This is a genomic window from Streptomyces sp. NPDC048436 (assembly GCF_043200355.1).
Lineage (GTDB): Bacteria > Actinomycetota > Actinomycetes > Streptomycetales > Streptomycetaceae > Streptomyces.
In genome coordinates this window covers 555744-568959 of sequence record NZ_JBICXP010000003.1, presented here as the reverse complement: position 1 = coordinate 568959, position 13216 = coordinate 555744, and the positions used below count along the sequence as shown (strand labels likewise).

The window sequence follows — 13216 nt, the reverse complement described above, 5'->3', positions numbered from 1 at the left end:
CCTTAGGCTGCGTTGGTGTGGCCTGCGAGGTCGGCGGCGCGGCGTGCGGCGCCGTCCATGGTGGTGGCCTGCTGGATGAGAGGGTGTGCGCGTTCGTCGAGGATGGCGCGGCCTCGTACGGCGTTGTTGCCGTCGAGGCGGACGACGAGCGGCTTGGTCAGCTGGACGGATTCAAGGGCCTGCACGATGCCGTCGGCGACGGCGTCGCAGGCCGTGATGCCGCCGAAGACGTTGACGAAGACGGACTTGACGGCGGGGTCGGAGAGGATGACGGAGAGGCCGTCGGCCATGATCCGGGCGGAGGCGCCGCCTCCGATGTCGAGGAAGTTCGCGGGGCGCGCTCCGCAGCCCGCGACCACGTCGAGGGTGGACATGACGAGGCCCGCGCCGTTGCCGATGATGCCGACCTCGCCGTCGAGCTTCACGTAGTTGAGGCCCTTGGAAGCGGCCCTCGACTCCAGCGGGTCGTCGTGCGCGGAGTCGTCGGAGCCCCAGCGCGCCTGCCGGAAGCGGGCGTTGTCGTCCAGGGTGACCTTGCCGTCGAGGGCGAGGATCTCTCCCTGGGCGGTACGGACGAGGGGGTTCACCTCGACGAGTAGCGCGTCCTCACGGACCAGTACCTGCCACAGCTTGACGAGTACGTCGGCCGCGGCTTCGGGCAGTCCCGCCGCGGCGGCGATCTCGGCTGCTTTCGCCTGGTCCACTCCCTCCCCCGGATCGATCTCCACGCGCGCGACGGCCTCCGGGCGGCTCGCCGCCACCTCCTCGATGTCCACGCCGCCCTCGGCGGAGGCGATCGCGAGAAAGCGTCCTGCCGCGCGGTCCAGGACGTACGAGACGTAGAACTCGCTGTCGATCTCGACGGGTTGGGCCACCATCACCTTGTGCACGGTGTGGCCCTTGATGTCCATGCCGAGGATCTGGCGTGCCGTGATCTCGGCCGCCGCCGGGTCGGCTGCGATCTTGACGCCGCCCGCCTTGCCGCGGCCTCCGGTCTTCACCTGTGCCTTGACGACGACGCGGCCGCCCATCCGCTCGGCGCCCTCGCGTGCCTCCTTCGCCGTGTCGGCGACCTCTGCTTGCGGCACCAAGATGCCGTATTCCTCGAAGAGTTCCCTTGCCTGGTGCTCGAACAGGTCCATTCCGGCTCCTGACCGCTGTGTCGGTCCGGGGAGCGACCCCCGGACCCCCGAAAAGTGCCGCACGCCCCCTGGACACCACCCACCGGATGCGGGATAACAAGTTTCATACAGTATTCGTCGACTGTATGCAATCTACCGCGAGAGCACCTCCGAGCAGCGTGTGAGCGCTCCAACTCCCCTACGAAGGGACAGGACTTCGCCATGCCCGACGGCAGCAGCGACACGAACCAAACCCACATCTCCGGTGGGCATCTGGTCGCCAAGGCACTCAAAGCAGAAGGTGTGGAGGTCATCTACACCTTGTGCGGCGGCCACATCATCGACATCTACGACGGCTGCGTCGACGAGGGGATCGAGGTCGTCGACGTACGCCACGAGCAGGTCGCCGCCCACGCGGCCGACGGCTACGCACGCCTCACCGGAAAGCCGGGATGCGCCGTGGTGACGGCTGGCCCCGGCACCACGGACGCCGTCACGGGCGTCGCGAACGCCTTCCGGGCGGAGTCCCCCATGCTCCTTATCGGCGGCCAGGGGGCACACACCCAGCACAAGATGGGGTCACTACAGGACCTCCCGCACGTCGACATGATGACGCCCATCACCAAGTTCGCAGCGACCGTGCCGGACACGGCGCGCGCGGCCGACATGGTGTCCATGGCGTTCCGCGAGTGCTACCACGGTGCTCCGGGTCCTTCCTTCCTGGAGATACCGCGCGATGTGCTCGACGCCAAGGTGCCCGTGGACAAGGCGCGAGTGCCGCAGGCCGGCCAGTACCGCGCCTCCACCCGCTCGGCCGGCGACCCCGAGGCCATCGAGAAGCTCGCCGATCTGCTCGTGCACGCCGAGAAGCCCGCGATCCTGCTCGGCAGCCAGGTGTGGACGACACGGGGGACGGCGTCCGCCATCGAGCTCGTGCGGACCCTGAACGTGCCCGCCTACATGAACGGCGCGGGGCGCGGCACCCTGCCGCCCGGCGACCCGCACCACTACCAGCTGTCGCGGCGGTACGCCTTCTCCAACGCCGACCTCATCGTCATCGTGGGGACGCCCTTCGACTTCCGCATGGGCTACGGCAAGCGGCTCTCCCCGGACGCCACGGTCGTGCAGATCGACCTCGACTACCGCACCGTCGGCAAGAACAGGGACATCGACCTGGGCATCGTCGGTGACGCGGGGCTGATCCTGAAGTCGGTGACCGAAGCCGCGTCCGGTCGCCTCAACGGAGGTGCGTCCAAGCGCAAGGAGTGGCTCGACGAGCTGCGGGCCGCCGAGCAGACGGCGATCGAGAAGCGGCTGCCGAGCCTGAAGTCGGATGCCTCGCCGATCCATCCGTACCGCCTCGTCAGCGAGATCAACGACTTCCTTACCGAAGACTCCATCTACATCGGTGACGGCGGCGACATCGTCACCTTCTCCGGTCAGGTCGTGCAGCCCAAGTCGCCGGGCCACTGGATGGACCCGGGCCCGCTCGGCACGCTCGGCGTCGGCATCCCCTTCGTGCTCGCCGCCAAGCAGGCACGCCCCGACAAGGAGGTGGTGGCCCTCTTCGGAGACGGTGCCTTCTCGCTGACCGGATGGGACTTCGAGACGCTCGTCCGCTACAACCTGCCCTTCGTCGGAATCGTCGGCAACAACTCCTCGATGAACCAGATCCGTTACGGCCAGAAGGCCAAGTACGGCGAGGAACGCGAGCGGGTCGGCAACACCCTCGGAGACGTCCACTACGACAAGTTCGCCCAGATGCTGGGCGGCTACGGCGAAGAGGTCCGCGACCCCGCCGACATCGGCCCCGCGCTGCAGCGGGCGCGCGAGTCGGGCAAGCCCTCGCTGATCAACGTATGGGTCGATCCGGACGCGTACGCCCCCGGAACCATGAACCAGACCATGTACAAGTGAGGAGCCCGCGCGATGACGACCAAGGCTCTTGAGGGCGTACGCGTCCTCGACATGACACACGTCCAGTCCGGGCCATCCGCCACCCAGCTCCTTGCGTGGCTCGGCGCGGACGTGGTGAAGCTCGAGGCGCCCTCCGGGGACATCACGCGCAAGCAGCTGCGTGATCTCCCGGACGTCGACTCGCTCTACTTCACGATGCTCAACTGCAACAAGCGGAGCATCACCCTCAACACCAAGACCGAGCGCGGCAAGGAGCTCCTCACGGAGCTCATCCGGCGCTCCGACGTGATGGTCGAGAACTTCGGCCCGGGCGCCGTGGACCGCATGGGCTTCACCTGGGAACGCATCCAGGAGATCAACCCGCGCATCGTCTACGCCTCGATCAAGGGCTTCGGAGAGGGCCCCTACACCAAGTTCAAGGCCTACGAAGTGGTCGCCCAGGCCATGGGCGGCTCCATGTCGACCACGGGCTTCGAGGACGGTCCGCCGCTCGCCACGGGCGCCCAGATCGGTGACTCCGGGACCGGCATCCATGCCGTCGCCGGCATTCTCGCCGCCCTCTTCCAGAGGGAGAACACCGGTCGCGGTCAGCGCGTGAACGTGGCCATGCAGCACGCGGTGCTCAACCTGTGCCGGGTCAAGCTGCGCGATCAGCAACGCCTGGCACACGGGCCGCTGGCCGAGTACCCGAACGAGGACTTCGGGGACGAGGTGCCACGCTCGGGCAACGCGAGCGGCGGCGGGCAGCCCGGCTGGGCGGTCAAGTGCGCTCCTGGAGGGCCCAACGACTACGTGTACGTGATCGTGCAGCCCGTGGGCTGGCAGCCGCTCACCGAGCTCATCGGGCGCCCTGAGCTCGCCGAGGACCCCGAATGGGCGTCTCCGGAGGCGCGGCTCCCCAAGCTCGGCAAGATGTTCCAGCTCATCGAGGAGTGGTCATCCACGCTCCCCAAGTGGGACGTCCTGGAGCGCCTCAACGCCCACAACATCCCGTGCGGACCGATCCTCTCCACCAAGGAGATCATCGAGGACGCCTCGCTGGCCGCGAACGAGATGGTCGTCGAGGTCGCGCACCCGCAGCGCGGCTCCTTCACCACGGTCGGCTCGCCGCTGAAGCTGTCGGACTCCCCCGTGAACGTGGTCAGTTCGCCGCTGCTCGGCGAGCACAACGCGGAGGTCTTCGTCGGTGAGCTCGGCCTCGGTGACGAGGAACTGCGCCTGCTCAAGTCGAACGGAGTGATCTGATTGATGGCCGAAGACCGCGCACTGAGAGTGCGGGCGCTCCTCGACACCGTGCGCGCCGAGGGACGTACGTCGCTGACGGCGCCGGAAGGCAAGATCCTCGCCGACGCGTACGGGATCGCCGTGCCGGGCGAGGAGCTGGCGACGGACGTGGACGAGGCGGTGGCGCACGCGGCCCGCTTCGAAGGGCCCGTCGTCATGAAGATCGTCTCCCCCGACATCCTGCACAAGACCGACGCGGGCGGCGTCATCGTCGGGGTGGAGGGCGCCGCCGACGTGCGGGCCGCCTTCTGCGAGATCGTCAAGAACGCGCGTGAGTACGCACCCAAGGCCCGCATCGAGGGTGTGCAGGTGCAGGAGCTGCTGCCCTCCGGCCAGGAGGTGATCGTCGGGGCGGTGACCGATCCGACGTTCGGGAAGGTCGTCGCCTTCGGCCTTGGCGGCGTACTCGTCGAGGTCCTCAAGGACGTCACGTTCCGCCTCGCGCCGGTCGACGCGGACGAGGCCGCCTCGATGCTCGACTCGATCCGCGCCGCCGAGATCCTGCGCGGCGTGCGGGGCGCCCCCGCGGTGGACCGGTGGGCTGTCGCCGAGCAGATACGCCGGGTGTCCCAGCTGGTCACCGACTTCCCGGAGATCGCAGAGGTGGACCTCAACCCGGTGATCGCCACTCCGGAGGGGGCGATCGCCGCGGACATCCGCGTCATCCTCGCCGAAGGGGTTCCCAAGCAGCGGCGCAGGTACACGCGCGAGGAGATGCTCACGTCGATGCGGCGGCTGATGGAGCCCCGCTCCGTCGCCGTGATCGGCGCGTCCAACGAGCAGGGCAAGATCGGCAATTCGGTGATGCGCAACCTCATCGACGGCGGCTTCTCCGGAGAGATCCATCCGGTGAACCCCAAGGCCGATGACATCTTGGGCCGCAAGGCGTACAAGAGTGTCACGGACGTTCCCGGCGAGGTGGATGTGGCGGTCTTCGCGATCCCCGCAAAGTTCGTGGCGTCGGCCTTGGAGGAGGTGGGTCGCAAGGGCATCCCCAACGCTGTCCTGATCCCCTCCGGGTTCGCCGAGACCGGTGAACAGGCCCTCCAGGACGAGATCGTGGAGATCGGCGAGCGTCATGGGGTGCGGCTGCTCGGCCCGAACATCTACGGCTACTACTCGACGTGGCAGAACCTGTGCGCCACGTTCTGCACGCCGTACGACGTCAAGGGCGGGGTCGCCCTGACCAGTCAGTCCGGTGGCATCGGGATGGCCATCCTCGGTTTCGCGCGCACTACGAAGACGGGCGTTTCGGCGATCGTCGGGCTCGGCAACAAGTCGGACCTGGACGAGGACGATCTCCTCACGTGGTTCGGCGAGGACCCCAACACCAAGTGCATCGCCATGCACTTGGAGGACCTCAAGGACGGCCGCGCCTTCGTGGAGGCCGCGCGGGCGACCGTCCCGAAGAAGCCGGTCGTGGTCCTGAAGGCCGGACGCACGGCCGCGGGGGCCAAGGCCGCCGGATCGCACACGGGCGCCCTGGCGGGCGATGACGCCGTGTACGACGACATCCTCAGGCAGGCGGGCGTCATCAGGGCCCCTGGGCTCAACGAGATGCTGGAGTACGCGCGCGCGTTGCCGGTGCTTCCCACCCCGCAGGGCGACAACATCGTGATCATCACGGGCGCGGGCGGATCCGGTGTGCTGCTCTCCGACGCGGTGACCGACAACGGGCTGCGGCTGATGGAGATCCCCGACGACCTGGATGCGTCCTTCCGGGCGTTCATCCCGCCCTTCGGGGCGGCGGGCAACCCCGTCGACATCACCGGGGGCGAGCCCCCGTCGACGTACGAGGCGACGATCAGGCTCGGCTTGGAGGACCCGCGCATTCACGCGCTCGTCCTGGGCTACTGGCACACCATCGTCACCCCTCCCATGGTCTTCGCCGAACTGACGGCCCGCGTGGTCGCGGAGTTCCGTGAGCGCGGCATCGAGAAGCCCGTCGTGGCGTCGCTCGCAGGCGATGTCGAGGTGGAGGAGGCCTGCCAGTACCTCTTCGAGCGGGGCGTCGTGGCGTACCCGTACACGACGGAGAAGCCGGTGGCCGCGCTCGGCGCGAAGTACCGGTGGGCCCGGGCGGCCGGTCTGTTGGGAGGGCGGTCGATGACGTGACCGGTGTTGGGGCCGGCCTGCGGTGCGCGTCGGCCAGCCCCGGGACCCGTGCGCACACGAAAGGAATTGGACAGGGGGCGCTGGCCAGGATCTTTTCGACGCAAGGGGTGCTGAAGCGACATGACGACAACTGACATTCCCACAGCCGTCCCGTACAGGGAGGTGACGGACGCCAACGGCCGGATGTACCGGGTCGGCGAGACCGATATCGACATCATGGGCCGGAAGCGCAAGTGGATGGTCATCCTGCCGTGGGTCGGCATGATGGGCATCAGCTCGGCCGAGTACGCGTTCGCGTCGGCCGAGGACACCCTGCACACCGCGCATTCCTGGGGCGACACCCACATCTTCTGGATGCTGGGAGTCTGGGTCTTCTTCCAGGCCGCGGTGGCCTTCCCGGCGGGCAAACTGCGCGAGAGCGGCAGGCTTCCGGCGCGCTGGGCGATGATGTGCGGCGCTGTCGGCACGCTGCTGGGCTATCTGTCACTGGCGTTCGCGCCACATGTCGTCGTCGCCTATATCGGCTTCGGCATGTTCAGCGGTATGGGCGCCGGCATGGTGTACGCGACCTGCGTGAACATGGTCGGCAAGTGGTATCCCGAACGAAAGGGAGGAAAGACCGGATTCGTCAACGGCGGATTCGCCTACGGCTCGGTGCCGTTCGTGTTCATCTTCACCGGGTTCATGGACCTGACGAACTTCCGCTGGGTCCTTGTGAGCGTCGGCCTCTTCCTCGCGGCGATGGTCGCCGTGGCGGGCTACTTCTTCCAGGACCCGCCGAAGAACTGGTGGCCGGCCGATGTGGACCCGCTGCGGCCGCCGGACGACCCGCGTGCGCGGCGCGCGATGGCGATGAACCCGCCCGCCGTGCGGCAGTACACGCCCAAGGAGGCGTGGCAGACCGGCCGGGTCGCGCTGATGTGGTTCTGCCTGCTGTGCACATCGGGCGTGAACATCTTCGGCATCGCGTTCCAGGTGGACATCGGCAAGGAAGCCGGATTCGCGGGCGGAATCGTCGCCACAGCCATGTCGATGAAGGCCATCGTCAACGGCACGGGCCGAGGCGTCATCGGCTGGCTCTCGGACCTCTACGGGCGCAAACGCTGCCTGATCTTCGTCTGTATCATCCTCGGCCTTTCGCAGTACGGAATTCTGTGGGCCGCGGACATGAAAAACCTCCCGCTGTTCCTGATCTTCTCCAGCATCTCCGGATTCGGAGGCGGCGCCATCTTCCCGATGTTCGCGGCGATGACGGCGGACTACTTCGGCGAGAACAACAACGCCTCCAATTACGGCCTGGTCTACAGCTCCAAGCTGGTCTCCGGGCTCCTCGGCTCCGGTATGGGCGCCGTGGTGGTGAGCAATTGGGGCCACACCGGAGCATTCACATTGGCCGGGTCCATATCCCTGTTCGCCGGCTTCATCGCGCTCTTCCTTTCCCAACCGGGAAGGCCGAGCTCCAAGGGCGTAAAACCCAATCCGCAACCCCTCGGTGAGGAGATGGCCTGATATGACGGCGGAGCCCATCGCCACAGACAACAAGGCGCCGGAGGCCGGCACCCCGTACCGCGAGATCACCGACGAGCACGGCCGCGTCTACCGCGTGGGCGAGACGGACCGGGACATCCTCGGCCATTCCCGCAAGATCATGGTGTACCTGCCGTGGATCGCGATGATGGCCATCAGCGTCTTCGAGTACGCGTTCGGCTCGGCGGAGGACACGCTGTCCCACGCCCACGGCTGGACGCAGTCCAACACCTTCTGGATTCTGAGCGTCTGGGTCTTCTTCCAGGCGGGCATAGCGTTCCCGGCCGGATGGATGCGCGAGAAGGGCATCCTGACGGCGCGCAACGCCATGTACATCGGGTCGTTCATGTGCATGATCGGATTCCTCGCCCTGTCGCACCTGAACAACGTATGGCTCGCGATCATCGGGTTCGGTGTCATCGGCGGCGTGGGTTCCGGCTTCGTCTACGCGACCTGCATCAACATGGTCGCCAAATGGTTCCCCGAACGCCGTGGCGCCAAGACGGGGTTCGTCAACGGCGGATTCGCCTACGGCTCACTTCCGTTCATCTTCATCTTCAACTACGCCTTCGACACGGGCAATTACCACCGCGTCCTCGACCTGATCGGCGCGTACATCCTGGTCGTCGTCCTGGCCTGCGCCTTCTTCTTCAAGGACCCGCCGAAGAACTGGTGGCCCTCCGACATCGATCCGCTGGAGAAGTCGGGCGCCTCCAAGGACACGGCGAGTCTCGCCAAGAACCCGCCCGCCGTACGTCAGTTCACACCGTCGGAGGCCATCAGGACGGGCATGCTGCCCCTGATGTGGTTCACCCTCGTCATGACCGCGGGTGTGTCCATCTTCGGGATCTCCTTCCAGGTGGACTTCGCCAAGGAGGTGGGGTTCGGACCGCTGGTCGCCGCGACCTCGATGGGGCTCATGGCCGTCATCAACGGCATCGGCCGCGGGGTGGTCGGCTGGCTCTCCGACATCTGGGGCCGCAAGGCGACCCTGGTGTTCGTGATCCTGGTCCTCGGGCTCTCACAGTTCGGTGTGATCTGGGCGGGCTCCATCCACAGCGAGTGGCTGTTCCTGGTCTTCGCGTTCCTCTCGGGATTCGGCGGCGGTGCGTTCTACCCGATGTTCGCGGCGCTGACCCCGGACTACTTCGGGGAGAACTACAACGCCACCAACTACGGGCTCGTCTACAGCGGCAAGCTGATCAGCGGCCTGTTCGGCGGCGGGCTCGGCTCGATGGTGGTGGCCGCGTGGGGCTACAACGGCGCGTACGCGCTCGCGGGCGGCATCTCCATGCTTGCCGCGGCCGTCGCACTGCTTCTCCGCCAGCCGGGCCGCGAGAGGGCGTCGGCGACCGCGTGACCCTGGGTACGACACACAGCTCTCGCCGCGCGGAAGCCGCGCGGCGAGAGCTGTGCGTGCGGGTGCTTCAGCGCTTCTTGTGGAGGGCCGCCAGGTTGTCGTAGCCGATCTTCGCGAACTTCAGGGACTGGCCCAGATTGGTGCTACTTGGCGCGTTGTCCTGCTCGACCATGGGGTTGTGGTAGTTCTTCTCGCCCACACGGCTGAAGAAGGTGCGGTAGTCGATGACACCTTCACCGAAGGCCACCATGTCGTAGCCCTGGCCGCTCGTGTCGTTGCGGGTGCCGTCCTTGGCGTGGAACAGCGGGTAGCGCTTGTTGTTGCGGCTGACGAGCCCGGCCGGATCGAAGACCTTCTCCCGCTGGGAGCCGTCGTGCGCGGTGTATGTGTGGAACTTGTACTGCGCGACGTGCGCCCAGAAGATGTCCATCTCCAGCCAGACCGTCCTCGGATCGGTGGCCTTGAGGAAATACTCCAGCTTGCGGATGCCGGAACTGCGCGTCGGACGGCCCTGCGCGTCGAGCGGACCGCCGTCGAGCAGGAAGCCGTACGCCGCGTCGTGGTTGTGGGTGTAGAGCTTGATGCCGGCCTTGCGCGCTATGTCGCCCATGGCGTTCCACTTGTCGGCGGCGACGTCCCAGTCCGCCTTGTACGAGCTGTTGGTGGGGTCGCCGCCGGTGCCCATGTGGTCCATGCCGAGGATGTTGGCGATCTCCAGGTGCTTCTTGAACGTGTCGAGGTCGGGCTGCGAGAGCGGCCATGACCCCGGGATGAAGCCGTGGTTGCCCTGGGCACGCAGGCCGTACTCGTCGAGCCAGGAACGCAGCAGTTTGGCACCCTCGACGGACTCGAGGTTGGCCCCGCCGGGGGCGTTGGCGTGCTGGCCGTAGCCCGCGAACTCGACCTGCTTGTAGCCGTAGCGGGACAGCTCCTTGAACACCTCGCGGAAGCCGGAGGGCAGGGTGGTGGCGAGCGGGTCGCGGCCGGTCGCGTCACGCACCGTGTACAGGATGATCCCCCGCTTCTTCGCGGGCACCAGCTCGCGGCCGTGACCGTGGTCATGGCCGCCCTCCGTCCGCGACTGGGCGAAGGACGGTGCGGCGCCGAACACGGGCGCGGCGACCGCGCCCGCCGCGACGGCGGTGCACGTGGTGAGGAAGCGGCGGCGGTCGATGCCGAGACGCTGTCTGAGGGCCTCGTCGGCGGGAGTGTCGTGGAAGTCGGTCACGGGTGCCTCTCTTGGGCTCTTCGACGTGCGGGGCGGACGCCACTGGCGCGTTGTCAGTGACGCGTGTTTCACTTTCTGTAACTGCTCCTGACCGGGCGGGTGGTGGGGCGAGGTGTGCCTCAGCCCAGGCCGGCCAGGTCCAGGAGGAGGGATTTCACTGCGGTGGCCGGGATCCGGCCGGGAAGCGCGTGGGGGGTGGAGCTGATGATGAGCGGACCGTCGTCGTCGCTCGTGGGGAGGCGGCCGTGGCTGCCTCGAATAGGTGAGGGGTCGAGGGGCACGACCGCCATGCGGTAGCGCATGCCGAGCTTCTTGCGGGCCAGGGCGCCCGCGGCCTTGACGCGGACGTAGGGGTCCTCGGGGTCCATGAAGAGCTCGACCGGGTCGTAGCCGGGTTTGCGGTGGATCTCGACGAGCTGCGCGAAGTCGGGCGCGCGGGCGTCGTCGAGCCAGTAGTAGTACGTGAACCAGGCGTCCGGCTCGGCGACGGCGACGAGTTCGCCGGAGCGCGGGTGGTCCAGGTGGTTGGCCTTCTTGCCCTCGTCGTCGAGGAGTTGCTCGATTCCGGGCAGGTCGGCGAGTGCCTGGCGGGTGACTTCCATGTCTTCGGGTCTGCGGACGTAGATGTGGGCGATCTGGTGGTCCGCGACGGCGAAGGCACGGGATGTCATCGGGTCGAGGTACTCCATGCCGTCCTGCGTGTGCACTTCGAGCAGGCCTGCGCGGCGCAGGGCGCGGTTGATGTCCACGGGCCGGTCCACGCGGGTGATGCCGTACTCGGACAGCGCGACGACGGTGCGGCCCTCGGCCTTGGCGTCGTCGAGGAGGGGGGCGATGGTCGCGTCGAGTTCTGCGGCGGCCTGGTGGGAGCGCGGGTCGTCGGGGCCGAAGCGCTGCAGGTCGTAGTCGAGGTGAGGGAGGTAGCTCAGGGCCAGGTCGGGGTGGCGGGTGTTGATGATGTGGCGCGTGGCGTCGACGATCCAGCGGCTGGAGACGATGTCGGCGCCGGGGCCCCAGAAGTGGAAGAGGGGGAACGTACCGAATTTCTCGGTGAGTTCGTCGTGCAGGGCCGGGGGCCGGGTGTAGCAGTCGGGTTCCTTGCGGCCGTCGGCGTAGTAGACGGGACGGGGGGTGATGGTGATGTCGGTGTCGGCGCCCATGGCGTACCACCAGCAGATATTGGCCACGGTGTAGCCGGGGTGTGCGCGACGGGCGGCGTCCCACAGCTTGTCGCCCGCGACCAGACCGTTGTGCTGGCGCCACAGGAGTACGTCGCCGAGCTCGCGGAAGTACCAGCCGTTGGCGACGATGCCGTGTTCGGCGGGGGTGGTGCCGGTGAGGAAGGTGGACTGGGCGGCGCAGGTCACGGCGGGCAGGACGGTGCCGAGCGTGGCCTGGGAGCCGGAGCTGCCCAGGGACTTGAGGTGCGGCATGTGGTCGAGGAGACGGGGGGTGAGGCCGACGACGTCCAGGACGAGGAGAGGGGTGGGGCTCATGGGAGTTCCTTCAGGCCGAGGTCTGTCAGGAGATCGCGGGCGAGGGTGAGTTCGGCGGCGATTCCGTCGGCGAGCTGGGGGCGGGAGCGTGGGCGCAGGGCGGGCGGCAGCGCCTGCCAGGTGTAGGTCTCGACCTCGAGGTGGCGGGTGCGGGGACGGGCGCCGCCGACCAGCTCGGCGAGGGTGTCCTTGAGTACGGGAAGGGTGGAGGTGAGGGGCGGCGCGGGAGCGGCGTGCAGGGGGACGTGGAAGTGGGCGCGCCAGGGGGCCGTCTCGGGCAGGACGTCGCCGGTGAGGGATTCCCCGAGGTCGTCGGTGCCGAGCAGTCCGGTGGCAGTCCGGGTGCGGGTCTGGTGCAGGAAGCGGGGTTCGTCGAAGGCGGCGAGGGCCTCGCGGACTCCGGGGAGATGGGGGTGTTCGGCGTGCAGGGCGGCGGAGAGCTGGGACTTGACGATGGGGATGCCCGCGGCGGCGAGCGCGTCGAGCGCGGTGTGCGGGTCCTCGAAGGAGGTGGCGAGGTGGCAGGTGTCGACGCAGACACCGATGCGGTCGTGGCCGATCGCGGTGAGGGGGGCGATCGCGTCGCCCGTGGTCTCCACGGTGCAGCCCGGCTCCGGTTCGAGGCCGACGCGGATCGACTTGCCGGTCAACTCCGCAAGGGCGTCGAGGCGTTGGGCGAGGGCGGTGAGGGCGGCGCGGGCGGCTTCGGCTCGGGCGGCGTCGAAGGGGGTGCGCCAGGCCAGGGGAAGAGTGGAGATGGTGCCTTCGGTGACGTCGTCGGGGAGGAGAGCCGCGAGCAGACGGGCCAGGTCGGTCGTGTGGGAGAGGCGCTCGGGGTCGGTCCAGTCCGGCTTGTACACGCGGTACTTGACCTCTTCGGCGCCGAACCCTTCATAGGGAAAGCCGTTGAGGGTGACGACTTCGAGGCCACGCCGGTCCAGTTCGGTACGGAGTCCGCGCAGTGCGGCCGGGTCGGTGACCAGGGCGTGCGCGGCGTCCTTGGCGAGCCACAGGCCGATGCCGAGGCGGTCCCTGCCGAGCCGCTTGCGTACGGGTTCGCAGTGGTCGCGGAGTTGCGCGAGGACGCCGTCGAGGGTCTCGGCGGGGTGGACGTTCGTGCAGTACGCGAGGTGGACGACGCTGCCGTCGGGGTGCCGGAAGCGCATGG

The 13216-nt window shown here is 68.0% G+C and carries 9 protein-coding genes; 5 read left to right on the top strand and 4 right to left on the bottom strand.

The window, feature by feature from the left end:
• Positions 1-2 precede the first annotated feature (2 nt).
• The gene (gene sucC / locus ACGFX9_RS13515) at positions 3-1142 is read right to left on the bottom strand and encodes an ADP-forming succinate--CoA ligase subunit beta (RefSeq protein ID WP_393469692.1); all 1140 of its coding nucleotides are present in this window, start codon (positions 1140-1142) and stop codon (positions 3-5) included.
• A 201-nt stretch (positions 1143-1343) separates the two neighbouring features.
• On the opposite strand from sucC, the gene ACGFX9_RS13510 reads away from it, so the two are divergent.
• From ACGFX9_RS13510 to ACGFX9_RS13490, 5 genes are all read left to right on the top strand, one after another.
• A complete protein-coding gene (locus ACGFX9_RS13510; RefSeq protein WP_393469689.1) occupies positions 1344-3038 on the top strand; it encodes a thiamine pyrophosphate-binding protein in 1695 nt (564 codons plus the stop codon).
• 12 nt (positions 3039-3050) lie between these two features.
• The gene (gene frc / locus ACGFX9_RS13505; RefSeq protein WP_393469686.1) at positions 3051-4283 is read left to right on the top strand and encodes a formyl-CoA transferase; all 1233 of its coding nucleotides are present in this window, start codon (positions 3051-3053) and stop codon (positions 4281-4283) included.
• 3 nt (positions 4284-4286) lie between these two features.
• Positions 4287-6437: an acetate--CoA ligase family protein gene (locus ACGFX9_RS13500; protein ID WP_393469683.1), complete on the top strand. Its 2151-nt coding sequence runs from the start codon at positions 4287-4289 to the stop codon at positions 6435-6437.
• 120 nt (positions 6438-6557) lie between these two features.
• Complete coding sequence (locus ACGFX9_RS13495) at positions 6558-7946, top strand: OFA family MFS transporter (RefSeq protein ID WP_393469679.1); 1389 nt, start codon at positions 6558-6560, stop codon at positions 7944-7946.
• 1 nt (position 7947) lies between these two features.
• Positions 7948-9324 (top strand): OFA family MFS transporter, encoded by a 1377-nt coding sequence (locus ACGFX9_RS13490; RefSeq protein ID WP_393469676.1) that lies wholly within the window; start codon positions 7948-7950, stop codon positions 9322-9324.
• A 67-nt stretch (positions 9325-9391) separates the two neighbouring features.
• Here ACGFX9_RS13490 and ACGFX9_RS13485 read toward each other — a convergent pair whose 3' ends face one another.
• From ACGFX9_RS13485 to eboE, 3 genes are all read right to left on the bottom strand, one after another.
• Entirely contained in the window at positions 9392-10552 is a 1161-nt protein-coding gene (locus ACGFX9_RS13485) for a sugar phosphate isomerase/epimerase family protein (RefSeq protein ID WP_393469673.1), read from the bottom strand.
• A 119-nt stretch (positions 10553-10671) separates the two neighbouring features.
• On the bottom strand, positions 10672-12048 hold the full coding sequence (locus ACGFX9_RS13480) for an alkaline phosphatase family protein (RefSeq protein WP_393469670.1): 1377 nt from the start codon (positions 12046-12048) through the stop codon (positions 10672-10674).
• Positions 12045-13214: a metabolite traffic protein EboE gene (gene eboE, locus ACGFX9_RS13475; protein WP_393469667.1), complete on the bottom strand. Its 1170-nt coding sequence runs from the start codon at positions 13212-13214 to the stop codon at positions 12045-12047. Before eboE ends, ACGFX9_RS13480 begins: the two co-directional genes overlap by 4 nt.
• Positions 13215-13216: the final 2 nt, after the last annotated feature.